Annotated in this window: 17 protein-coding genes and 5 pseudogenes; 3 read left to right on the forward strand and 19 right to left on the reverse strand. The window is 69.8% G+C overall.

The genetic code is table 11. From position 1 onward, the window contains the following. The first annotated feature begins 15 nt into the window (after nt 1–15). A complete protein-coding gene (locus ACH4SI_RS16745) occupies nt 16–1,527 on the forward strand; it encodes an alpha/beta hydrolase (protein ID WP_398296456.1) in 1,512 nt (503 codons plus the stop codon). A gap of 205 nt (nt 1,528–1,732) precedes the next feature. Further along, nucleotides 1,733–2,203 (forward strand): annotated as a pseudogene (locus tag ACH4SI_RS16750) (GNAT family N-acetyltransferase). A 60-nt stretch (nt 2,204–2,263) separates the two neighbouring features. On the opposite strand, the gene ACH4SI_RS16755 reads toward ACH4SI_RS16750, so the two are convergent. From ACH4SI_RS16755 to rpmF, 6 genes are all read right to left on the reverse strand, one after another. Then, entirely contained in the window at nt 2,264–3,145 is an 882-nt protein-coding gene (locus tag ACH4SI_RS16755) for a metal ABC transporter permease (protein WP_398296457.1), read from the reverse strand. Beyond that, nucleotides 3,142–4,041 carry a metal ABC transporter ATP-binding protein gene (locus tag ACH4SI_RS16760; RefSeq protein WP_398296458.1) on the reverse strand — a complete coding sequence of 300 codons (900 nt, stop codon included), beginning with the start codon at nt 4,039–4,041 and terminating at the stop codon, nt 3,142–3,144. The genes ACH4SI_RS16755 and ACH4SI_RS16760 overlap by 4 nt, the downstream gene beginning before the upstream one ends. 11 nt (nt 4,042–4,052) lie before the next feature. Further along, nucleotides 4,053–4,973, reverse strand: a complete 921-nt coding sequence (locus ACH4SI_RS16765; RefSeq protein WP_398296459.1) for a metal ABC transporter solute-binding protein, Zn/Mn family — start codon at nt 4,971–4,973, stop codon at nt 4,053–4,055. Nucleotides 4,974–5,121: 148 nt separating this feature from the next. After that, entirely contained in the window at nt 5,122–5,595 is a 474-nt protein-coding gene (locus ACH4SI_RS16770) for a Fur family transcriptional regulator (RefSeq protein ID WP_398296460.1), read from the reverse strand. A gap of 148 nt (nt 5,596–5,743) precedes the next feature. Continuing rightward, nucleotides 5,744–6,961, reverse strand: coding sequence for a GTP-binding protein (locus ACH4SI_RS16775; protein ID WP_398296461.1), 1,218 nt, complete (start codon nt 6,959–6,961; stop codon nt 5,744–5,746). Between the two features lie 7 nt (nt 6,962–6,968). Beyond that, nucleotides 6,969–7,139, reverse strand: a complete 171-nt coding sequence (rpmF, locus tag ACH4SI_RS16780) for a 50S ribosomal protein L32 (RefSeq protein WP_398296462.1) — start codon at nt 7,137–7,139, stop codon at nt 6,969–6,971. A gap of 186 nt (nt 7,140–7,325) precedes the next feature. Between rpmF and ACH4SI_RS16785 the strand changes: the two genes are divergently transcribed. Beyond that, nucleotides 7,326–8,540 (forward strand): GTP-binding protein, encoded by a 1,215-nt coding sequence (locus ACH4SI_RS16785; protein ID WP_398296463.1) that lies wholly within the window; start codon nt 7,326–7,328, stop codon nt 8,538–8,540. An 83-nt stretch (nt 8,541–8,623) separates the two neighbouring features. Here ACH4SI_RS16785 and ACH4SI_RS16790 read toward each other — a convergent pair whose 3' ends face one another. From ACH4SI_RS16790 to ACH4SI_RS16850, 13 genes and pseudogenes are all read right to left on the reverse strand, one after another. Continuing rightward, nucleotides 8,624–9,190 carry an ATP-binding cassette domain-containing protein gene (locus ACH4SI_RS16790; protein WP_398296569.1) on the reverse strand — a complete coding sequence of 189 codons (567 nt, stop codon included), beginning with the start codon at nt 9,188–9,190 and terminating at the stop codon, nt 8,624–8,626. Between the two features lie 47 nt (nt 9,191–9,237). Then, nucleotides 9,238–9,324 (reverse strand): annotated as a pseudogene (locus ACH4SI_RS16795) (30S ribosomal protein S14); the annotation flags it as partial. 39 nt (nt 9,325–9,363) lie between these two features. Beyond that, the gene (locus ACH4SI_RS16800) at nt 9,364–10,635 is read right to left on the reverse strand and encodes an MFS transporter (protein ID WP_398296464.1); all 1,272 of its coding nucleotides are present in this window, start codon (nt 10,633–10,635) and stop codon (nt 9,364–9,366) included. Nucleotides 10,636–10,702: 67 nt separating this feature from the next. Further along, nucleotides 10,703–12,181, reverse strand: a complete 1,479-nt coding sequence (locus ACH4SI_RS16805) for an FAD-dependent oxidoreductase (RefSeq protein ID WP_398296465.1) — start codon at nt 12,179–12,181, stop codon at nt 10,703–10,705. After that, nucleotides 12,178–12,588, reverse strand: a complete 411-nt coding sequence (locus ACH4SI_RS16810; RefSeq protein ID WP_398296466.1) for a hypothetical protein — start codon at nt 12,586–12,588, stop codon at nt 12,178–12,180. Before ACH4SI_RS16810 ends, ACH4SI_RS16805 begins: the two co-directional genes overlap by 4 nt. Further along, the gene (locus ACH4SI_RS16815) at nt 12,585–14,006 is read right to left on the reverse strand and encodes an aspartate aminotransferase family protein (RefSeq protein ID WP_398296467.1); all 1,422 of its coding nucleotides are present in this window, start codon (nt 14,004–14,006) and stop codon (nt 12,585–12,587) included. Before ACH4SI_RS16815 ends, ACH4SI_RS16810 begins: the two co-directional genes overlap by 4 nt. Continuing rightward, entirely contained in the window at nt 13,999–15,417 is a 1,419-nt protein-coding gene (locus ACH4SI_RS16820; RefSeq protein ID WP_398296468.1) for an NAD(P)/FAD-dependent oxidoreductase, read from the reverse strand. Before ACH4SI_RS16820 ends, ACH4SI_RS16815 begins: the two co-directional genes overlap by 8 nt. After that, entirely contained in the window at nt 15,414–16,529 is a 1,116-nt protein-coding gene (locus ACH4SI_RS16825) for a glycosyltransferase family 2 protein (protein ID WP_398296469.1), read from the reverse strand. The genes ACH4SI_RS16820 and ACH4SI_RS16825 overlap by 4 nt, the downstream gene beginning before the upstream one ends. 185 nt (nt 16,530–16,714) lie before the next feature. After that, a complete protein-coding gene (locus tag ACH4SI_RS16830) occupies nt 16,715–17,587 on the reverse strand; it encodes a streptomycin biosynthesis protein (RefSeq protein ID WP_398296470.1) in 873 nt (290 codons plus the stop codon). 173 nt (nt 17,588–17,760) lie between these two features. Next, a pseudogene (locus ACH4SI_RS16835) lies at nt 17,761–18,123 on the reverse strand (glycosyltransferase); the annotation flags it as partial. 1,298 nt (nt 18,124–19,421) lie between these two features. Then, nucleotides 19,422–19,931, reverse strand: a pseudogene (locus ACH4SI_RS16840) (winged helix-turn-helix domain-containing protein); the annotation flags it as partial. A 458-nt stretch (nt 19,932–20,389) separates the two neighbouring features. Then, nucleotides 20,390–21,483, reverse strand: a pseudogene (locus ACH4SI_RS16845) (integrase core domain-containing protein). 375 nt (nt 21,484–21,858) lie between these two features. Next, complete coding sequence (locus tag ACH4SI_RS16850; RefSeq protein WP_398296471.1) at nt 21,859–23,256, reverse strand: FAD-dependent oxidoreductase; 1,398 nt, start codon at nt 23,254–23,256, stop codon at nt 21,859–21,861. Nucleotides 23,257–23,467 lie beyond the last annotated feature (211 nt).

Below are 23,467 nucleotides of genomic sequence, written 5' to 3' on the forward strand. Positions count from 1 at the left end.
GAGGAAGAAATCGTTGTGACCTCAGCCATGCACCGCACGGCACTGCTGTGCGCCCTGACGGCCATCGCCACGGCGGTCGGCCCCGCCGCGCCCGCCCAGTCCGCCGCCCCTGCCCCCTCCGCGAGTTCGGCATCCGCACTCCGCTTCAGCGCCTGCCCCGCATCCGTACCCGAGCCGCCCGACCCGGAGCGCGTCGAGTGCGGGCGGCTGAGCGTGCCGCTGGACTGGGAGCGCCCGCGAGGGCCGCGCATCGACATAGCCGTCTCGCGCGTCCGCGCCTCTGGTAGCCACGCCGAGCGGCGCGGCGCCCTGCTGGTCAACCCCGGCGGGCCGGGCGGCTCCGGGCTGCCCTACGCGGTCACCAAGCGGGCCAAACTCCCCGAGAGCGTGCGCCGTTCGTACGACGTCATCGGCTTCGACCCGCGCGGCGTCGGCCGGAGCACACCCGTCGACTGCGGCCCGATGGGCGGTCTCTTCCACCGCCCCGGAGTGGATCCCGTACCCGTCGGCGCGGCGGCGGAGAAAAAGTATCTGGCGTCGCTGCGAGGCATGGCCGACGACTGCGCGGCGGGCGCGGAAGGCACCCTGCCGTACCTGTCCACCGACCAGACCACACGCGACATGGACGCGATACGCGCAGCGCTCGGCGAACGGAAGACCAACTTCCTCGGCGTCTCCTACGGCACCTACCTCGGTGCCGCCTACGCCGCCGCCTTCCCGCAGCGCACGGGCCGGATGGTCCTGGACAGTGTCGTAGGCCCCTGGGACTGGTACGACTTCGACGTCATCCAGAGCCGGGCACTGCTGCGGCAGCGCGACACCTTCTTCGCCTGGACGGCCGCCCATCCGGACCACTTTCGCCTGGGCGACAGCGTGGAGGCCGTACGCCGGGCCTACCTGCGCGTACGCGGTGGACTCACCGCCGCCCCCGTGAACGCCTTCGGCCCCGCGGAGTTCGACCGAACCGTGTACCGCGCCCTTGGCCGCACCGAACGCTGGGCGGACCTCGCCGACGGTCTGCGCGGCTACCTGCGCGACGGCAGCCCCGCCGGACTCCGTCCCGACCAGGACTTCACCAGCCAGGGCTCACGCAACTACGAAGCGGCCAACCGCATCGTCAAATGCGCCGACGGCCCCGGCCCCACACTCCGGCGGATCGTGACGGACATCCGCCACACGCGACGCCTCGACCCCCAGCCGGTCCTCACCGGCATGGAGGCTTCCACCTGCGCCTACTGGCACCACCACCCCGCCCGCCACGCCCCGCTCGGCAGCCCCGATGCGCCGCCCGCTCTGCTGGTGGCCTCCGCCCACGACCCCGTCACGCCCATCGAGGGGGCGCGCCGAATGCGCCATCACCTGCCGGGTTCACGCCTGATCACCCTCGACAACGACTACTCCCACGGCGTGTTCGCCAGCCGTGGCAACGCCTGCGTGGACGACGCCGTGGCCACGTACCTCGTCGACGGGGCGGAGCCGAGGGCGGGTGTGCGCTGTGCGGGGCCCGGTCTGCCCTCGGTGCCGTGAGACACGCTCAGCGTTTTTGAAAAGCGCTTTCATTTGACTGGTGTGGCGGGATCCGGGGCGGCGCGGCACCGGATCCCGCCGCCCGCGCTGCCGCACGCTCGGCCCAGGCCGGACAGGGAGGAACCCCTCGGTGACACACACCGCGCACCAGGAGTACACCGTGCGCCCCGCGACACCGGACGACGTCGACGGCGCGCGCCGGGTCATGCTCGACACCTTCTACCGGGAGTTCGGCTACGGATACGCACCCCAGTGGCACCGTGACACGGTGGACATCAAGGGCACGTATCTCGACGACCCGCGGCATCTGCTGCTCGTGGCCGTCCACTAGGGCGAGGTGGTCGCCACGACCGGCGTACGGTCCGGCGGCCCCGCCCACCCGCCGCACCCCCGCCGGCTCGCCGAGCGCTACCCGAAGGACACCACCGCACAACTGGTCCGTGTCTACGTGCACCCTGAGCACCGACGCCGTGGGCTCGCCCGCACCCTGGTCGAGGCGGCCCGCGACTTCGTCGCGTGCACCCCCGGCTACGACCGCATCTATCTGCACACCAACGTCGACATCGACGGTACGGAACCCTTTTGGCGAAGCCTGGCCAAGGAGGTGTTCGACGCCCGCACCACCGGCGAACACGGCCCGGGCGTCGCCACGGTGCATTTCGAGGTCCCGATGTGACGACCCGCCGCACACCGGGGCCGGGTACTCACCTCGCTCCCTCGTGTGCGGCGCCGTCGTTCAGGCCGGTTGGGGAGCTGTCTTCCTGGCTCCCCACCGTCGGGTGTGGTAGGTGCCGGCCAGTCGGCAGACGAGGTAGATGGTGAACGAGATGGTCGTGACGTAGGGGCTGATGGGGATGGAGCTGCCGAGGGCGAGCAGGATGCCGCCCTCGATCGAGGCGACGGCGAAGACCACACTGAGCACCGGCAGTAGCACGGGTGACGCGGTGACGCGGGCGGCGGCCGCGGCCGGGGTGACGAGGAGGGCGAGGACCAGCAGCGCGCCGACGATCTGCACCGACAAGGCGACCGCGAGTCCGAGCACGATCATGAAAGCGACGGACAGGGCGCGCACCGGCACTCCGCGGGCCTCGGCGACGTCCGGATCCGCGCTGGCGAAGGTCAGAGGCCGCCACATGGCAGCCAGGGCGACGATGACCACGGCGGAGGTGCCGAGCAACCACGACATCTGAGGAGTGTCGACGGCGACGATCTGGCCGGTGAGCAGGCCGAACTTATTGGCCGCGCGGCCTTTGTAGAGGGCGAGGAAGAGTACCCCCAGGCCCAGGCCGAAGGGCATCATGATGCCGATCACCGAGTTGCGGTCACGGACGCGCGTGCCCAGGACCCCGATCGTGCCGGCCGCGATGAGCGAGCCGGCGATCGAGCCCGCCACGATGTTCGTCTCCAGTAGCAACGCGGCCGAGGCGCCCGCGAAGGACAGCTCGCTGATGCCGTGTACCGCGAAGGGCAGGTCGCGCATGATGACGAAGACCCCGGCCAGGCCGCCGATCAGACCGAGCGCGGCGCCGGCGATGAGGGAGTTGCGGACCAGTGCCAGGAGTTCGCCGTAGTTGTCGAAGTTGAAGATCTGGTGCCAGATCCCGTCGGCGAGCGTCATGGGCGGACTCCGTCGGTCTCGTGTGCTGCGGAGGTCTCGTGGGGGTGGTGGGGCGGCGCGGGTGCGATGGGCTCGTCAGGGGCTCCGACGACCACGATCCGGCCGTGGACACGGACGACGTCGACCCGCGTCCCGTACAGCTGGGACAAGGACGAGGAAGTCAGGACCTCCTCCGGTGTCCCGATGCGGTAACCGCCCCGAGCCAGATACAGCACCCGGTCCACCAGCCCGAGCACGGGGTTGATCTCGTGGGTGACGAAGACCACCGCCGTGCCGTGGGAGCGGCGCCGGGTGTCCACCAGTTCGGTGACCGCCCGCTGGTGGTGCAGGTCGAGGGAGAGCAGCGGCTCGTCGCACAGCAGGATCCGGGGGTCGGTGGCCAGGGCCTGTCCGATACGGACACGCTGCCGCTCGCCTCCGGACAGCAGGCCCACGGGGACGTCCGCGTAGGCCGAGGCCCCGACCGATTCGAGGATCTCGTCCACGCGGCGGCGGGCGGCGCTCGTGCGCAGCCGCGGTCCGAAGCGGTGCCCGTCGATCCCGAAGCGCACGAGGTCGCGTGCGCGCAGCGTCGCGTGTGCGGACAGAGCTGCCTGCTGGGGGACGTAGCCGATGTGACGGCCGGTGTCGCGCGGAGACCGGCCGAGGACGGTCAGCGTTCCGGCGGACAGTGGCCGCAGTCCCAGCAGCGCCCGTACGAGGCTGGACTTGCCCGATCCGTTGGGCCCGAGTACGGCGAGGAACTCGCCTGGCCGTACGTCGAGGTCGAGGTCGCGCCACACCGTGCGCTCTCCGTAGGACAGGGCGGCGCCACGCAGGCTGATCAGCGCGTCGGTGTCGGTGTCGGTGTCGCTGGGCTCGGCGTCGCCCCGGCCGGCCCGGGGCGAGGGAGCCATGGCCGGGCGCCTCACTTGCCCAGCGCGCCCGCGAGCGCGTCGACGTTGGCGGTCATCCAGCCGAGGTAGTCCTTGCCCTTCGGCAGGGTCTCGGTCACGGGCACGACCGGAATGCCGGCGGCCTTGGCGGCGCCCTCGGCCTTCTTCGTCTGCGCACCGGAGGTTTGCTCGTTGTAGACGAGCGCCTTGACCTGCTTGCCCGTGAACAGCGCCAGGGTGTCCCGCAGGGTCTTCGGGGAGACGTCGTCGCCCTCCTCGATGGCCGCGCTGAACTCCTCGGGCGTCTTGTTCGCCAGGCCGCTCGCCTCGGTCATGTAGAGCGGCACCGGCTCGGTGATGGCGATGCCCTCGCCGCCGTGCTCCTTCTTGATCTCCGCTTCCTTCGCCTGGAGCGGCTTGAGCTTCGACTTGAAGGTCTCGGCGTTCTTCTTGAAGGCTGCCGCGTCACCGGGGGCGGCCTTGCCCAGGGCCGCGGCTATGCGGTCGGCGACCTTGGCGACGCTGGGGAAGTCGTACCAGACGTGCTCGTTGAGCTCACCGCCCTTCGGCGCGGTCTTGCCGGATACCTTGACCGCGTTGATCACGTCGGCGGAGGAGTTGCCGCTCTTGAGCATCCGGTCGACGAAGTCGTCATAGCCGCCGCCGTTCTCGACAACGACCTTCGCCTTGGACAGGGCAAGCTGGGTCCGGGTGTCGGCCTCGTAGGAGTGGGGGTCCTGGCCGGGGTCGTTGATGATCGAGGTGACGTCGACCTTCCCGCCGCCTATTCGGTCGGCGATGTCGCCGTACACGTTCGTCGAGGCGACCACCGCGATCTTGGATGACGAGGACTTCCCGTCGCTTCCGGAGTCCGACGAGCTTCCGCAGCCTGCCAGCAGGGCCAGAGAGGCGCCGGTGATCAGCGCCAGGCGGCGGGGCGGGGACGTGAGCATGGATCCTCCATGGCGGGTGGGAAGGGGGCTTCACGGGCGAGGGGCCACTTGGTCGGGCCGGGCGGACACCACGTTAATGGAAATGAATGTCAAGACCATGATCCGGTCTCGTTGTTATGAAAATCGTTGCCAAGAATTGACGTGCCCGCTAGGGAAGCAAGGTGTCCCGGCTCGGCGCCGGGTGGCAGCGGTCGCAGATCCCGGTGAGCTCGACGGTGTGCTCGACCTCGGCGAATCCGGTCGCCGCCGACACGCCGTCCGCCCAGCGCTCGACGAGATCCGCTTCGACGGCGAGGCTCAGGCCGCACCGACGGCAGACGAGGTAATGGCGGTGGCCGTCGTCGGGGCGGGGGCGGTAGAGCCGCTCGCCGGTCACGTCCCGTACGACGTCGACCTGACCGGCGTGTTCCAGCCTCCGGAGGGTGCGGTACACCGTGGTCAGTCCCACCGTGGTGCCCGCTGCCGCGAGCGTCTCGTGCATCGCCCTCGCGGAGACGAAGTCGGGGCAGCCGTCCAGCGCTCGCAGGATGGCGCTCCGCTGCCAGGTCGACCGCCATGCCGACGGCAGCCGCCTGGTCGGCGAACCGTGCATGACGCTTGCCTCCCACGCCTCGGCGATCATGATGGCGATGTACTCGGCGGACCGTTCATAAGGGTCGCTCGGTTTCCTCGGCGGACAACGGCGCTGGATGGATGCCCGACGGGGGTGACAGTCGTCCGGCCCGCGGGCGGTGCCGCTCGGAGCCGGCCGGGTATGCCGTGGCTCAGGACTACGGCACCGGCACGGCCTCGTGCGGTCCGTGCTCGTGGTCACAGCTTTCGTCGAGGCCGTAGGTCTCCCAGGCGGGGAAGGGGTCCTCCCAAGCCGCCCAGCGCGATGCGCCCTGCGCGTGCTCGTCGTCGGTGAGCAGGCATGCGGACAGGGCTTCGTGCAGGGCGGCGGGCCGCAGTCCGGTGCCGATGAAGACGAGTTCCTGGCCCCGGTCGGGGCCGGTCGCGGTGCCGGGCTCGATGCCGTCGTGTGCTCCGGAGGGTTCGAACCGGGCCACCGCTCCCGCCTGTGACCACAGCCCGGTCACGCGCGGGCGGGTGGCCAGGTGGAAGAAGCCCTTGGAACGCAGGACGCTGCCGAAGGTCCCGCTGTCCAGCTCCATGGCGATGAAGTCCCACAGTCGGGCGGGGTGGAACGGCCGGGCGGCGCGGAAGACGGTGCTGGAGATGCCGTACTCCTCGGTCTCCGGCACATGATCGCCGTTGAGCTCCATGACCCAGCCGGGGGCCTGCTGGGCGCGTTCAAGGTCGAAGCGGCCGGTGCCGAGTACCTCCACCGGTTCCACCCGGCCGTGTGTGGCGGGCACGATACGGGCGGCCGGGTTGAGCCGGGACAGCGCCGCCGCCAGCCGTTCGGCGGTCTCGGGGGTGACCAGGTCGAGCTTGTTGAGGACGATGATGTCGGCGAACTCGACCTGGTCCATGAGGAGATCGCTGACAGTGCGCTCGTCGTCCTCGTACTGGTCCAGGCCCCGCTCGACCAGTTCGTCGCCGCCGGTGAGTTCCGGCAGGAAGTTCGCGGCGTCGACGACGGTGACCATGGTGTCGAGGCGCGCGACCTCGCCCAGCGTGGCGCCGTCGTCGCGCGGGAAGGCGAACGTGGCGGCGACGGGCATGGGTTCGGAGATGCCGCTGGACTCGATGAGGAGGTAGTCGAACCGCCCTTCCCTCGCGAGCCGGTCCACCTCTTCCAGGAGGTCGTCGCGCAGGGTGCAGCAGATGCAGCCGTTGGTCATCTCGACCAGGCGCTCTTCGGTGCGGGAGAGGGCGGCGTCGCCGTCGCGGACGAGCGCGGCGTCGATGTTCACCTCGCTCATGTCGTTGACGATGACGGCGACCCGCAGCCCGTCGCGGTTGTTGAGGAGATGGTTGAGGAGGGTGGTCTTGCCGGATCCCAGGAAACCCGACAGGACCGTCACCGGCAGCTGGTCGGCCATCGGGCGGTCAGCCCTCGGGCCGCAGCAGTCCGCGCCGGTAGGCGGGGACGAGCTGCCGCGGGACGCGGTGTTCGCGGCCGTCGATGGTGATCGTCACCAGCTCCGGGGTGTTCGCCTTCCACTGGGCGCGGCGGTGGCGGGTATTGCTCCGGGACATCTTCCGCTTGGGAACGGCCATGAGATGCGTGTCCTTTCCTGATCGGTGGGCGGTCGCCCTCAGCGTATATGAAAATGGGTACCGTTTCCATGTAGTCTTCGTGGTGACACTGTGTCGTCATCCCTCAGGAGGAGTTGTGCCGCTGGTGCTGCTGCGGGTACGCAGAACCGCCCACGACCTTGTGACCGCCCTCGCGCAGGCGGCGGAGTGAGTACCGGCGGGAACGCGGGCCGGGGGCTGCTGGGCCTGGTGTGCGGCAACACTCCGGAAGCCCGGGGGCGCCTCCTGGATCTGCTGCGGTGTGCCGTGCCCGACGCGCTGGTGCTCTCGGTCTCGGTGCACGCCGACGAGGCCGGGAGATACCCCTTCGTGCAGCGCTTCGCCACCGGTGGTGCGGAACAACAGCGGGACTCGCTGTGTCAGGGGGCGACCGGGGACCCCGCGGTGATCATCCGGCAGGACCTGGACGCCATCGCCTGCGCTGCCACGCGCCCGCATGTCGTGCTCGCCCTCCCCGGCAACGTGGACCCCGTGCCGTTTCTGGCCGCCTTGTGGCGGACCCCATCGGGCAGGACCCCGCTCTCGCACCACTACGATCTGGCCCCGACCGCCGTCGGCGTGGACCCCGACCGCATGATCAACGATCTGAGCTGTGTGCACCGCACCGCCCACGTCTTCGGCCACCATGCGCACGCCGAGCCCCTCACGGTCGCCGAAGCGGCCGCCCGCCATGTGGAGGCCGCCCAGGTGTTGGTCGTGCGGGACGGGTCGGGGGAGGACGACCGCCATCGGGAGGGGTGCCGCGCCCTGCTCGGCCACCTCAACCCGTCGGCGGTGGTGCACCTCGACGCGGAGGACGGCGACGATGCCGCGCTGACGGCCCTGGCGCGGCCCGATTCCGGCTGGACCACGGCCGGACCGGCCGACCGCCTCGACGCCGTCGCTCCCGTCGTACGCCACCGCGGCATCGACCACGGCGTGACCTCGGTACTGTGGCGGTCCCGGCGCCCGCTGCACCCCGAACGGCTGGCGGAGAGCCTGCCACGGGTCATGCCCTCGGTGGTGCGCAGCAGCGGACACCTGTGGATGGCCACCCGCCCGCGGACGGTCATCTCCTGGCGCTCGGCCGGGCGCCGGCTCGAACTGCGCGAGGCGGGAGGCTGGCTGGAGGACGGGGACACCGCGGCGTGGCACGCCGCCTCGTCCCAGCGCCGGACACTGGCCTCCTGGTACTGGGACCACTACTACGGCGAACGACGCAACGAGATCGTCTTCACCGGCGCCGAGCTGGACGAGGACCGGCTGCGGACCGCCCTGGACGCCGCCGTGCTCGACGACGGTGAACTGGCCCTGGGCGCCGAGCGCTGGGCCCGTCTGCCCGATCCGCTGCTCGGCGACGCGGCGGAGGGCCAGGAGGGCTGACGTGTCGGCGTGTGGGCCCGGCGCCGACCCCCGCGCGCCGATCGCACCAACCGACGACATCGTCGGCATCGCTGATTCAGCCTTTACAGCTCGTCAGGCGTGGCCTTTGCCGTATGGGGCGACCGTCCTGCGATGGGCCGCGCAGGGAGGCCGCCCAGCGCGGTGAGGCCCAGTTCGCGGCCCGCGCAGGTCCGGACGATCCGGCCCCGCCGCATGACCGCGACCCGGTGTGCGAGGTGGCGTACGAGTGCGAGGTCGTGGCAGATGAACAGGTAGGCCAGGCCCTGCTCGTCCTGTAGGGCGGTGAGCAGGTTCAGCACCCCCGCGCGCACTGATGGGTCCAGTGCCGACACCGGCTCGTCCAGCACCAGCAGCCGCGGCTCGCCCGCCAGCGCCCGTGCGATCCCGACGCGCTGGCATTGCCCGCCGGAGAGTTCGTGCGGCAGCCGGTCGCCCAGCGAGCCGTCGAGGCCGACCGTCCGCATCAGCTCCTCGACCCGGCCGGGTGCCGGCGGCGCCCCTTGGGCGCGCAGGGGTTCGGCGATTGCGTCGCGGACCCGCAGCCGTGGGCTGAGCGATCTGTAGGGGTCCTGGAAGACCGGCTGGAACCGTGGCCGCAGCGGGCGCAGTTGTGGGTGTTGCCGGATCAGGCACGTGGGGCGGGTGGCCGGGTCGGCGGTAGGCGGCCCGGCGCCGCTTACCAACTTCTCTTGGTCGCTCCGGGAAGCTCGCCCGCGTGTGCCATCTCCCGTATCCGGATGCGGGAGAGGCCGAAGGCGCGCAGAACGAGTTGCGTAGGGCCGGGCTCTGTGAGTCGACGTCATCACGTGTCGGACATGCCCTCGCGTTCCTTCCTGGTGACGTCGGTGGTGTTTACCAGGACAGGCTCGGCAACGTTCACCCCCGTCGGCATCGGAGTCGCGTGGCCGATGCGGATCAGCCAGGCCACGGCCGCCAGGCACGCTGCCGTCAGCACGAACAAGATCAGCGGGACCACGCGTACGCTCGATATCTCGATGGCCTTGCCGAGTGACGGACCCGCCGCCACACCCCCGACCATCGACGCGGCAATGACCAGCGCCCCTGCCCGGCGGGCGGTCGGTACGGTGCGGTTCAGCCACGGCAGCCCGGTCGGGAAAATCGGGGCGATGAACAGCCCGACCCCGGCGTAGGCATAGGGCGCCAGTGCCGGGACGGCCGCCGTGAGCAGGCAGATTGCCATCCCCGTGTTGCTCACCACCAGGATCGTCGGCTCTGAGTACCGCAGGGTGAGCGGCGCGACCAGGAACCGGCCGACCGTCATCATCAGCCAGTAGACGGACGTCGCGGATGCCGCCGTGGCGGCGGTGTAGCCGACCGTCTCCAGGTGAGTGGGCTCCCAGCCGCCGACCCCGGCCTCCACCAGGACGTTGAGGACGTAGAGGAGAACGAAGACACCCAGAATCGGGCCGGTGCGGCGGGCGGCGCCCACTGCGGTCGGGTCGGCCGCCGGCTCAGCTGCCTGTTCCCGGTCCCGCACCCCGCCGAGGGTGAACAGCAGCGCCGCCGCGAGGACCGCGAAGGCCCCGAAGATCCCTGCGTAGTGCTGTGCACCGAACAGGCCGATCAGGGCCGGGCCGGCGATCGCCCCGACGCCGAAGTGGGCGTTGAGGATGTTCAGCATGGCCGGGCTGCGCCGCCCGAATCCCACCGCGAACAGCTGGTTGAGACCGTAGTCGATGCCGCCGAAGCCGAAGCCGGTGACCAGAGCCGCAAGCAGCGCCAGAGGCCAGGTGGGAGACAGGGCGAAGCCGAGGCTGCCGACGGCCATCAAACCGTAGGAGGCGCCGAGGAGCATGCGGTTGCTGGCCCGGCCGTGGACGCGGTCGAAGGCCAGCACGCCGGTCACACCGCCGATGAAGTGGGCACTGAGACCCAGTCCCGCGCCCGATGGCGACAGGCCGAAGTCCTGGCGCAGTGCCGGGATCGCCGGCCCGTACAGCGACTGTAGGGCGCCTATCAGGATGAAGCCCACGCAGGATGCCACGACCGCCGTCGGGCTGAACAGCGGAGGATGGTTCGTGGGCGCCTTCGGGGCAGCGGGGCCCTGTGCCATGGAGTCTCCAGATGTGATGTCGGTGGTGACTGCCGGAGCCGCCGTCGGCCGGCGGCTCCGGCGACGGTCAGGCAGGCATACGCGCGGCGATCTCGTGAGCGAACGCCATGATCGTGCCCTGGGGACTGATACCGGTCACTCCCGGCAGTACGCTGGCGTCGCAGACGTACAGGTTCCGGAAGCCGCGGGGCCTGCCGTAGGCGTCGCACACCCCGCCGCGCTTCGGCAGGCCCATCCTGCACGAGGCCATCCCGTGGACCGACACCAACTCCCAGTCACAGGGCTGGACCCGCGCGCAGAACCGCTCGGCGTCGGCCTCGTTCTGCAGCGGGCCGCTGAAGCCCGCGGGCGGGACCAGCTCCTTCGCCCCGGCTGCGAACAGCAGACGTGCGGTGTCGCGGAACGCGGTGCGCAACGCGGCGTGGTCCCGGCTGCCCATGCGATGCCGCAGCACCGTGCCGCCGGGGGGAACGCGCATGATGCGTGCCAGGCTCTCCAGTCGGACCTGCGTGGTGTAGACGCCCGCCTGCCCGATACGGTCCACGTACCGCTGGACGGCATCCGGACCGTGCCCGGCAAGTGCGGCAGCGAGTCCGCCTGGAGTGACATTCGACGGCATGACGAGCATCCCGCGGTCCGTGAAGTGCTGCACCTGGGTGGTGAAGATGGTGCCCCGGTCCGCGTTCACCGTCTCGTCGAACAGGGCGACAGTGCGCAGGTTGACGTGCAGGGCGAGTCCCCGCCCCGCCCGGTCGGCGTGGATCCCGCTGCGCTGCATCAGCGCCGGGGTGCCCAGGGGGCCGGCCGCGAGCACCAGAGTGCGCGGCCGGTACGACGCCCAGCGGCCCGCACCGTCCCGGGTGAGAACCGCGCGAGCTTCTCGCCCGTTGTGCGCGATCCGCAGCGCCCGCACGCCGGGCACGACCCGGGCACCCATCGACTCGGCCTCGGGCAGGTAACTGACCGCCATGCTCTGCTTGGCGCCGGTGACGCAGCCGGTTGCGCACCGGTTGCGGTGGGCGCAGGCGCGCACTGCCCGCTGGGAGTGCGTCCACCGCCAGCCGAGCCGGTCGGCCCCCTGTGACAACAGCACGGAGTCACGATTGCCGTCACCCGGCTGCTGGGCGATCACCCCGAGGCGGTGCGCGATGACCTTCAGCCGGGGCCCCAGGTCGGGGGCGCGGTAGCCGTCGACGCCGGAGGCCTGCGCCCAGCGGTCGAGCAGGGCCTCGGACGGCTCCCAGAACAGTCCGCCGTTGATCACCGTGGTCCCGCCGACGCACCGGCCCTCGCCGTAGGCGATGGTGGGGGTGCCGAAGATCGGCGTCAGCCCGCCCTGGCGGTACAGCCGGCGCATGTTCTCGGCGGGGGACGCCGCCGCCAGCTCGGCGGTCTCCACCCGAGGGCCCTCCTCCAGGACGGTCACCTCCCGTCCGGCCGCCGCCAGTTCCAGTGCCGCCGCGCTGCCGCCCGCACCGGAGCCGACGACGAGCACGTCGCAGTCGATGACGGGCAGGGCGCGGAACCGGCTCAGCGCGCGGATCATGGCGCCTCCTGCCGGGTCCGGCCGTCGAGCGCTCCGTACAGCGCCAGCGTCGTCGTGGCGCGCACGACCTCCCGGAAACCGGGCAGGGTGGCCAACCGGTCGACGCCGCCGCTCCCTGCCGCCCTCCGGCCCCGCGTCAGCAGGGTGGCGACCGGCAGGGCACGCAGGGCGCAGAGGAACGCGAGACGGTAGTGGGCGGGCAAGGTCGCCAGTGTGCGGGCCACGTGCTCCTCGGCCTCGGCGCCGGCCTGCGCCCCGCTGAGGCACCGGTAGTGCCGAGCCCACTGGGCGGGCAGTCCGCTGGCTCGCAGCGCGCCGGCCGCACGGCGCGCGGTCGCGGAGGTGTCGTCCGCCCGCGGCGGTGTGGTGACGCGCGGGATGCCGGATGCCCTGACCGACGCCGTCATCGGGAGCTCACCTTCTCCTTCACGAAGCCGGCCAGCAGGCGTGCGGCGCCCTTGTCGAGTACTGCGTCCAGCGCCGTGAGGAAGACGTCGACATCGGATTCCTCGCTGACCAGTGGGGGCGAGACGATCAGGGCGATGCGCCGGTTCGAGCCGAAGAACGACAGGACGCCGTGCTCCCGGTACAGGGCGGCGATCACTGACCCGGTGATCAGCTTCTGCACGGTCTGGGGGTCCTTCGCGAAGGAACTCGGCAGCAGGCTTCTGAACCGGTCCGGGATCTCGGCCGGCGGGCGCAGGAACACTCCGTGCAGCCCTCCGCGGCCGCGGGTGCCCGCCACGAGTCCCGGGTACCGGGCGGCGATCTCGGCGAGCCCTGTGTTCAGTTGCCCCTCCAGTTTCCGCGCCCGGCCGGGGAAGTCCTCGTCCACGGCGATGGCGAGGGCCTCCAGGGCGGTGGCGGTCTCCTCTCCGAAGCCGTAGTAGGTGGTGCTGTGGAGGGTGGCGTCGCCGAGGTTGTCGTACGCCTTGCGGAAGACGGGCTCTCGCGTGACGTAGCCGGAGATGGACGCCTTGCCGCCGCCGAAGGACTTCGACATCGTCAGCACGTCCGGGACGAGGCCGGGGTAGCGCATGAAGTGGAACAGCTCACCGGTCTTGCCCCACCCCGTGTAGACCTCGTCGAAGATCAGCACGATGTCGAGTTCGGTGCAGATACGGCGCACCTCGCGCAGGAACCGCTCGGAACACTCCTGGAGGCTGGATGCGCTGAACGGCTCCAGCACGACCGCGTACACGTCGCTGCGGCCGTCCGACGAGCAGTGCCGTTCCAGCGCCTCGTGGAAGGACGCGAGGTCGTCGTAGGCGAAGGAGTCGGCCCCCGGGATCTGCGGGAACGGGAAGTGGATCTCGGGTGAGGCGGTGAGGCTGCCCGCGCCGAGCAGTTTGCCGTGGAAGGCGATGTCGGTGTGCAGGATCGTGCCCCGCCGCCCCGCGTGGTACTTGTACGCCAGCTTCACCGCGCCCTCGACCGCCTCGGCGCCGGAGTTGGGGAAGTAGCTGATGTTCAGGTCGCCGGGCAGCAGGGCGGCGAGGTTGTGGCTGAGCGCTGCGACGTACGGGGAGAAGTAGTTCTTGTGCACCTCCATGCGGCGCTGCCGCTGGAACCGCTCGCGTGCGGCAAGGATCCGCGGATGGTTGTGCCCGTGGTTGAGCACCCCGATGCCGCCGGTGAAATCGAGGACGCGGCGGCCGTCGCGCAGGGTGATCCAGGCGCCTTCGGCGTGCTCGACCAGATCACCGCCGAAGCCGAAGGAGCCGATCAGGGACACCTGGCTGCGGCTGACGTACCGCCGGTACAGGTCGTGGACACGGGCGATGTCCAGCTTCTCGCACTCGTCGATGGAAATCAGGTCAGCCATGGTTTCCCTCGGGGATGTCGGTCAGCACCGCGCGTTCACGGCGCTCCTTGCGCACCCGTTCGGCGATGAGCCGGGCAGCCTTCCGGCCGTCCCGTACCGCGTAGTTGGTGCCGCGGTCCTCCGGGAACACCTGCGCCATACTGGCGAGGTACAGGCCGGGCACCCGGGTGCGCAGCGGCGGCATCGTGCGGGTGTAGTCCGGTGTGATCACCGGCTGCGCGTACTCCGCGCGCCAGACGTGATACTCCTCCACCCAGCTGCGGTCGAAGGCGGGGAACATCCGGCGCAGGTGCGGCAGGCTGAACTCGAAGACCTCCTGGTCGGACATCCGGTACAACTCGGCGTCCGCCGGAAGGTACTTCGACAGGTAGACCATGTGCCGTCCGCCGTACCGAGCCGGGTCGTCGAGGTTGGTGTGCTCGATGACACCCACGTACGGGAAGGAGGGGTCGTTGACGTTCAGCCAGTATGTGTCCGACAGGCGGCGGTTGTTCTCCAGGACCAGGCACACGTTGGCGAGGTAGTCGATCCCGCGCAGCTGCCGGAGCAGTTCCGGCACCGCGGCGTGCTCGGTTCCGGGTCCGTCGAGCAGCGCGGCCGTAACAGGCGGGGCGGTGGTGACGAGCACGTGCCGGGCCGGGAAGAACTTGCCGTCGGCCAGGACGCCGGTAGCCCCACGGGCATCGGCGTGAACGGCTTCGGCCGTGGTGGACGTGCGGATGTCGACTCCGAGGTCCGCCAGCCGTTTGGCCATCGCGGTCAGCAGGGCGTCGCTGCCGCCCCGCAGGTAGTACAGCGTCTCGTTGCCCGACTTGTCGCGGCTGCCACCGCGCAGGTGCAACTTGGTCCACATCCACGTCGCGCCCACCTGGCCGGCGTAGGAGCCGAACTTCCCTTCCAGCAGGGGGCGCCACACGACGTCGTAGACTCGCCGTCCGCCGAGCTCCACCAGCCAGTCCTCGGCGGTGCGGTGCTCCAGCTCCCGCCAGTCGCGCACCCGCTGGGCGCGCAGCGCCATCAGACCGAGGCGCAGCCGGTCGGGCAGCGGCAGTGCGGTGAAGCGCAGCAGATCCACCGGTTTGGACAGCCGGTACACGGAGTTCGCGTAGTACAGGCCCGTGCGGGTCTGGTGTGGCTTCATCAGGTCGGAGACGCCCAGTTCCTCGCACAACCCGATCATCTCGTGGTCCGAGGAGAACCAGTGGTGGTAAAAGCGCTCCAACTGCCGGCCACCGACGTCGAAACTCGCCGCCAGGCCGCCGATGCCGTCCTCCCGCTCGATGATCCGGCAGCTGACCCCCCGCGCCGCCAGCTCCAGGGCCGAGGCAAGACCGGTGAATCCTCCACCGACGACGAGCACGTCCACGGGTTCCTCGGCCCTCTCCACCGACGTCGCCTTGAGCTCCTTCATCGCACGGCCTCCATCACCGCCGCGGGCGCCGTCTGCGCCACGTCCGGCAGGGGGCGGGCCGCTTCGGCGAGTGCGGCACCGGCGGCCTCGCCGACGCGGTCGCGGACCACATAGGGTGGCCGCCTCCGGACCTGGCCCAACACGTCGTACACGTATTCGCCGACCGTCCCCAGCGAGAGCGCCTGGAGCGCGAACAGGCCGACCGGGAGCGCGTTCCTCGCGTCCCGGCGAAGCACGCCGAGGCCGAGGGCGCCGGCCAGTGACGCGACGCCGAGCACCGACACCGCGCGCAGCGGTGCGGCAGAGCCGTTGATCAGACCACGCCGCGACAGCGCCAGCATCTTGCCGAGCGTGTACTTCGACTCACCGGCGGCACGTGCGTCGCGCTGGTACGCCACGCTCGCCTCGGGGAATCCCGCCCAGCTCACCGCCCCCCGCAGGTACAGTCCGCTGTCGCCCAGCCCGGTCAGCGTGTCGACCACCTTGCGGTCGAGTAGCCGGAAGTCCCCCACATCGACTGCCACCGGGTACTCGGACACCGCGGTGAGCAGGCGGTACCAGGTGAAGGCGGTGGCCTTCTTGAACACGCTCTCCCCGCTCCTGCCGGTGCGCCGGGCGGAGGCCACCGGCCAGCCCTCGCGCCACAGCTCCACCATCTGCGGTATGAGCTCGGGCGGATCCTGCAGGTCGGCGTCGATCACGACGACGGCATCGCCCGCTGCCTCCCGCAGCCCGGCCATGCACGCGGCCTGGTGGCCGAAGTTGCGGCTGAACCGGACTGCCCGCACCGCGGTGTCCCGGTCCGCCAGGTCCTGGATGATTTCCCAGCTTCGATCGGTACTGCCGTCGTCGACGTACATGAGCTCGTACCTGACGCCGCCGTTCTGCCGTGTCAACGAGGACAGGCGCGCATGAGTCCTCAGAAGGACCGCTTCCTCGTTGTAACAGGGAAGGACGACGCTGATCAGAATTGGCTTCTTCTCCGGTGTGACTTCAGACAAGACGATCACCTCATGTGCGGATCCGGACCGGAGCGGGTTCTTCCGCGAAGCCGGAGGACAACCGGCGCGAGCCCGGGGCTTCTTTGCTGGTGGGCAGGTCGGAGGAATCACAGGGACTGATTGATGGACGGTTCGGGAGTCAGGCCATCGGCGGGGCGGAGCAGTCCGGTCCAGTGATGGGCAGGGCGTACACGGCCCGGCCCGCGAGTTATCCTGACGCCCCCGGCGGAACCCGGGAAAGCGTTCACCGTCGAGTGTTCACCGGGGTCCGCACCGCGAGTGGCGCGTCTCACCGGCTAAACGGCGTCCGTACGCCGTTCGAGAGCTTCCCCGAGACGGGCCCACCTGTCGGAGCACTCCCGGGCCAGGGCGGCCGTGGCCTTCACCCAGTGGCGAGGTACAGAGCGAGCGAACTTCTCCAACTGCTCCGGCTCCACGGCGAGTACGCCGAGCCACTGCAGGAGGAACCGGCCTGTGCTGCTCAGGCGCAGCGATGGGTCTTTGCGCAGGCTGAGCAGCACCTGCCCACTGCCGCGCGCGCCGGTCTGCGGTGATGCATGCGGAATCCTGTCGGCAGCGAGGGGATCCGCATTCCGGTTCGGTTGCCGCTGCGGCTCGTCCCGCCTGCCGGGGACGGGGTGCCCTTCCTCTCGGAGCCTGACCCGTACGTTGTGGGCTGTGCCGACAGCGACTCCTGCCTGTCTCGCGACTTCGCGGAGGGATGCGGTCGGGCAGGCCAGGATGATCTCGGCGGCTCTGCGGCGGCCTTGCCCGCCGTCAGTCGGCCGCACCCGCCCGTCCCGTCCCACTCTCTCGCTCAACTGCCAAGTACTTGCAGTTGAACGACTGCGGATTCCGGCCACCGTCGGCGGGCTGATACCCGCCACCTCGGCGATCGCCCGGTCGGACCAGTGCGGTCGCGCCTTGAGAATCTTCTTGACGGCCTGTTCCCGGTCCCCGGCCGACAACGGCAGGCCGTGTGCAAGGTTGACCCGGACAGACTGGATGAAGCACTCGAACTCGTCGCCGTCGAAGTAGACGACCGCAATCGTCGGGTCGCCGCGCAGGGCGGCCGCGTGGAGCCGGTGCATTCCGTCGATCACTTGGCTCGTGGACCTGTGCACCAGGATGGGCGGTAACGGCCCGCCGGACTCGGCCAGTTCGCGCACATGGTCCTGGCAGATTCCGGCAGAGCGGGGCGAGGCGGCCGACGCAAGTGCCGTCAGGCTGACCTCCTCTGGTGCCGCTCCGGCCGACTTTCCGTTCCGGTGTAGCTGCGCCGTCTTCTCCGGCCTGTGCGCACCGGACGACTGCTCATCTCTCGCAACCCCCGTTGCACGGATCACTGCCGCAACCTCCCCAAAAGGCTCCCGTACACCTCGACATGCTTCTGTGCCAGGGTGTTCCATTCGTAGTTCAGCGAGGCGTACCTGGCCGCCTCCTTCCCCATGTGCGCGGCTCCGTCGGGGTGGTCGAGGAGCCAGGTGATGTGATTGCGGAACTCCTCAGGCGTTCCGTTGTCGACCGGCAGACCCGTGCACATGTGGTCGACCCGCTCCCCAATGCCTCCCACGCGTGACGCCGCGACTGCCTTCCCTGGTGACTGGGCCTCGCAGACGACGATCGGCACCATGTCCTGAAGCGAGGGGAACAGCACAACTCGGCTTGCTCGTACATGTGCGAGAGCCTGGAGTACGGCACCTTGTCTACGAACTCGACACGGTCCTGAAGACCGAGATCCTTGGACAGGCTCTCGAGTTCACCGCGGAAATCACCCTCTCCCGCGATCGTCCGTCGCGCGGCATACAGCAGCGATGAGGAACCCTGGCAGCGGGGGTGAAGAGCGGCACCCCTACCAAGCAGCGCGGTACTGCGCCAAGGGGTGGAGTGCGCCGTCATGACCAGAGGGACGCCGCGTTCCGGGCCGGCGGAACGGCGCACGACCGTGTCCTTGGGACTCCGGGCATGAGCGTGACTGGTGGCGACCGTCACGTGCACGCCAGCGCTTCTCAGGGCATCGGTCAGTGCCCCCACATGGACACCGACGAAACAGAAGGGATTCGGTAGGTAGTCTGTCGTAAGGGTGAGGACGTGCAATCTTCAGCCCTTTCCGGGATGGGGCGACCCTGAAGTCCCGTCCGATCGGGGACTTTCGGAATTGCGCCATACGACTTCACTGCGCGAGGCGGCGGCCGCGCGGCTCCTGGGTCACCCGTGTGTGCACCGGAGCGCAGTGTCTGGATCCTGTGGCCGACCCACCCATGACTTGCCTTCAATTGTTCTGCAACGGAAGTAACTTGGCCACCGTACGTAGACACCTGCCGCAACGCAAGGGGTGTCGCTGGAGCGTTGGCGAGGTACTTACCTTCGAAGCAAAAGTAAGTACGTACCCGGCGGGCGCATGGAGTGAGCCCCGGAACCCGGAGGCGTACCGCCTGGCCGCGAAGCGATCACGCGCGACACAGAACCCAGGAAGAAGGGTCAGGCAAATAAGGCGCATCCGTCGATAACTGGACGCGAAGTACGGCATCGGGCGAGAGAGTTGACCTCTGTCAAAACGTTCTCGTTGACTCGAAGTCGCACACTGACTGGCCCTCGGCACTGCAAACGCACTTACGCCGTCCGCCCGGGTCCGCCCGGGACGGAAGCTGCGCCACCTCGCCCGCCTCGCACCTCGCATCCGCAAGCTCAATGCAGCCGGCACGCTCCTGTGGGACGACCTCAGCAACAAGTGGTTCACGCCGGAAATGCGCGGCAGAACCGTCTTCGTCTTCCACCACCAGGCACCGCTCCAGCTCGGCTCCTCCGCCGTCGCACTCAACCTGATCCGCCTGAACGCCTGGTGGAACGACCGCCCCCCTGGACCGCACCCGCACCAGCCACCTCACCCGACTCAAGCACACCCTCACCGCATAACCACAAGGGGCAACAGGATCCTTCAAGATCCTGGCCACGTACCAGAGGCACTACAACGCGCACTGCCCCCACCGGGCCCGACGCCAACTACCTCCACAGGCGGACGGGCCACCACCTCCGGTCCTGGAGCCGCCCAGCCGCAGAGTCCTGCGTAGTCGCGTCCTCGGCGGCGTGGTCAACGAGTACAGCTATGCCGCTTGACCAGGAGCGACGATTATTCGAGCCCCACACGATCCACCGGGCGATCTCGGCGTCGTCCCGCTCGACGGCCCGGCGCTGGGGGCGCTGCAGGCTCCAGCCCATCCGTCCGGTCAGCAGCCGCCACACCGACGCCCGCGCCAGCTGCACCCCGGTCAGCCGCTCCACCACCACACCCACCCGTTCCAGAGTCCACAGATCGGCCTCGAACCCGTGCGCCTGGGCGCCCTGCACCAACGCTGCTTCCACGGCCGCGACTTGAGCGTCGTCGAGTTTGGGCGGGCGGCCGGTAGCCGGGCGCCGTCGCAGTGCCTGCATCCCGCCCTGCTCCCACACCCGTTTCCAGCGCCGGACGCTCTCCAGGCAGACTCCCACCGCCCGCGCGACCTCGGCCTGGGCACACCCCCGGCTCGAACATCTCGGCCGCGCGCATGCGACGGGCCTCGGCCAACTGCGGCCGCGTCAACGGCGGAACAGATACAGCACAGACATCAGACTCAGCGCGAGAGGACACCACTGGATACTCACACCACTGAAGCCCCCGCACCCACAGAACTAACGAAAAAGTCAGTAGGGTCACGTTGTGGAGTGGGCGACTTTGGCCAGTGCTGCTGCGGGTGCTGTCATAGCGACGGCATCGGGCGCGTTCTTCGATCGCCATCGGTGGCGGCGGGAGCGGAGGGCCCATCTCTTGGAGGTTCGCCGAACGCTGTACGGCGAGTATCTGACCTGCTTATCGAAGGCGCGCAACGCGTTTCGCCTCCTCGCTCGAGACCATGAGCTTGGGTCGCTGGAGCGAGAGAGAGCGGCGCGGGAAAGGTTCGCATCGTGCTACGAACTGCGCTACCAGATGACGATCACCGCGTCAGCGCCCGTGGTTGAGGCATCCGAGGAGACCTTCCGGCGGCTTCGGGACGTGCGGGACCTCTGCCCTTGCCGGAAACTTCATCCGTGCAGGGGTGCGGTGGCCTGGCGTTGGCGGTGCCCTGGTGTGGTCGGTGTCCGTTGTAGAACCGCTCGAACTCGCGGAGGGCGTGGAGAAGGTGTCGCTGGTTCCAGATCAACGTCCGGTCCAGGAGGTCGCGGCGACAGGTCTGTATCCACCTTTCCATGATCGAGTTCATTCGTGGCATCTGGATGCCGCTGAGCACGACGTCGATCCCCGCGTCCTTGAGGACGGCATCGAACAGTTCTGGGAACTTCCCGTCTCTGTCTCGGATCATGAACCGTGCCCGGCAGCCGAGGTCTTCGAGGTCCATGGCAAGGTTCTTCGCCGCTTGCGCTACCCAGGATGCGCCCGGATGCGCGGTGGCGCCCAGGAACCGGATCCGGCGACTGCGGTGTTCGATCACCACGAGCACGTACATCCGTATCCCAGACAGGGTGTTGTTTCCATGAAGTCGCAGGCCAGCAGGGCATCAGCCTGGGAGCGGAGGAAGGTGGCCCAGGTACTGGAGTTCTGCTCGGCTGCTGGGTCGATGCCGGCCTCTTTCAAGATCTCCCAGACGGTGGACGCGCCCACGTTCACCCCCAGCACAAGCAGCTCGCCGTGCGGACGCCTGTACCCCCAGCTCGGGTTCTCCTTCGCCAGCCGCAGCACCAGGACGCGGATCGAGCGCACCGTGCGCGGCCGTCCCGGACGCTTGGGCCGGCAGGAGGCGGCATGACGGTGTGCGACGAGGGTGCGGTGCCAACGCAGCACCGTGGCGGGGCGTACAAGCAGCCGTAATCTTGGCAGGACGTGAAGTGGCAGCCGGTGCAGCAGCGCCGCCAGGAACGCCCGATCGCTCGGCATTAACCTCATCTTGCCCTTGCCGAGTTGACGTTCCAACACGGTGACCTGGCGGCGCAGCGCGAGGATCTCCGCGCACTTGCCCCGGTCGGACATCGGCAGCAGGCGAAGCATCGCGAACGCGTTCGTCACACCCAGGTAAGCCAGTCGCAGCAGCACGGTCGATCATCTTGCCGCGGTGAGCGCCAGCCTCGCGAGAGCGCCTGTTTCGGCGACTTCGCCAGTCGACCTCCGGTACACCGCGCGCCACCTCCCACCAGGGCGGATGACATTTACGGCAAGCGCAAGGTTCGCGACGGTCGACCGGCCCAGCAAGAGCGAGCAGCCCAGGAATCGGCAGAAGAACAGGTAGAGCAGTCGCAGACCAGCAATCGGCGTCAAGCCGAAACGCCTGCGCAAGCATCGGGCGTGCTCGAGGTGTCTCGACTTGGCGGGCCGCGTACACCAATGCCCCTGCCTGTGACTCGGGGTCGGTGATGGCCCGGGTGAAGCTGTCGGCGAGGTCGGTGCCCCCTCTCAGGCCGTCGGTGCCGCTCAGGCCGCCGGTTCCGGTTTCTCCGGTGTCGCCGGTGGCTCGGCGGGTGTCGGCGCGGGGGGACGGAAGAGGACGGCCCGGGCCACGGGCGGGGCGAACAGGGCGGTGATGGGTGCGGAGAGGGTCAGTACGGAGCGGAAGACGCGCCCCACGACAGGATCGCCAGGGGACCGCTCCTGGACCCGGCGCAGGTACCAGTCGGCGACGCGGTCCGCGATCCCGCTGTCGACCGCGTTGCCCATGGCACCCGGCATCTTGCGGTCCGCTCCGGCGGAGATGTCCCACGCCTGCCGGGACGCCGCGAGAAGTGCCCGCTGCACGCGCAGTGTCGTGGGAGTACGGCGCGGATCGGTCAGCGCATCACGCAGGGCGACCGCGTTCATCGCGGCGACGGCCATGCCCTGCCCGTAGATCGGGTTGAAGGTGCACAGGGCGTCGCCGACGGCGAGGAACCCGGCCGGGCAGCGGCCGGGCCGGTCGTAGCGGCGGCGGACATTGGCGGTCCGACGGAAGCCGAACGCCGGCGAGAGCGGTTCGGCCTCCTCCAGCCACCGGTGCAGGAGCGGATGCGGCAGCCTGTTGGTGTACGTCACGAACTCGTCGTCGTCCGTGGGCGGCTCGTCGCCGCGCAGCCCCGAGACGATGACCAGATGGCTGCCGTCCTCCAGCGGCAGGGCTCCGCCGGCGTGGACCTGGTCGGGGCTCGGGTAGACGTAGTAGCTGACGGTGTGACCGTCGAGGACGCCCCCCTTGCCGCGGTAGACGCGCGAGGCGTACGCGAGCCCCGTGTCGATGGTCTCCTCGTGCGGGGCCTCGGCCCCGATCGCCGTGAGCCACTGCGGCGCCTTGGTGCCGCCGCCGGAAGCATCGACGACCAGGTCGGCCTCCAGGGCCCGCTGCTCGCCCCGGGTGTCGCCGGACCTGTCCCGCAACAGCACACCCCGCACGCGCGAGGCGTCACCGAGGAGCCCGACGACATCGGTCCCCTCCGCCGTGCTGATCACAGGGTTGGCGAGTACCCGCCGCCGCACCAGCTCCTCGAGCTGCGCGCGGGAACCGGTGTAGATGTGCGTCGTCGAGGGCGACCTGCGATACCAGCGTCCGTTCTGATGTGCGACCATGTCCGACGGCATGCCCACCCGAGGCGCTCCCGCCGCCCGCAGCTCCGCCTGGATGCCAGGCAGCAGCGACTCCAGGGCCACCTGTCCGCCTTCCAGCAGCACATGCGGATGCCGGCCCTGCGGCACACCGGGCCGCGACTGCGTCCCGTCCGGGAACCGGTCGCGCTCGACCACGGTCACCCGGTCGACATGACCGGCCAGGACTTGCGCCGCGAGCATCCCCGCGAGACTCCCACCCACGACGACCGCGTGCCGCCCACCTCGACCACGGTCCATGCCCCGACCGCCCGTTCCCTCAGCAGAGTTCACCAATCCACTCCACTCCCCTGTTCGTCACGTCGTGACCAGGCATCAATAGTCCCGCTCCACAGAGCTGGTTGCCCGCTTTCCAGCCTCTTTGCGCCCTCCGAATGCACCCGCTCCGCCTCGGAACTCCATCGGATGCCACGTCGGCGCAGGTAGGCGCGGTGGACGGCCTGCCCTTCGA

It is taken from the genome of Streptomyces sp. NPDC021212 (assembly GCF_044332925.1).
Taxonomy (GTDB): Bacteria; Actinomycetota; Actinomycetes; order Streptomycetales; family Streptomycetaceae; genus Streptomyces.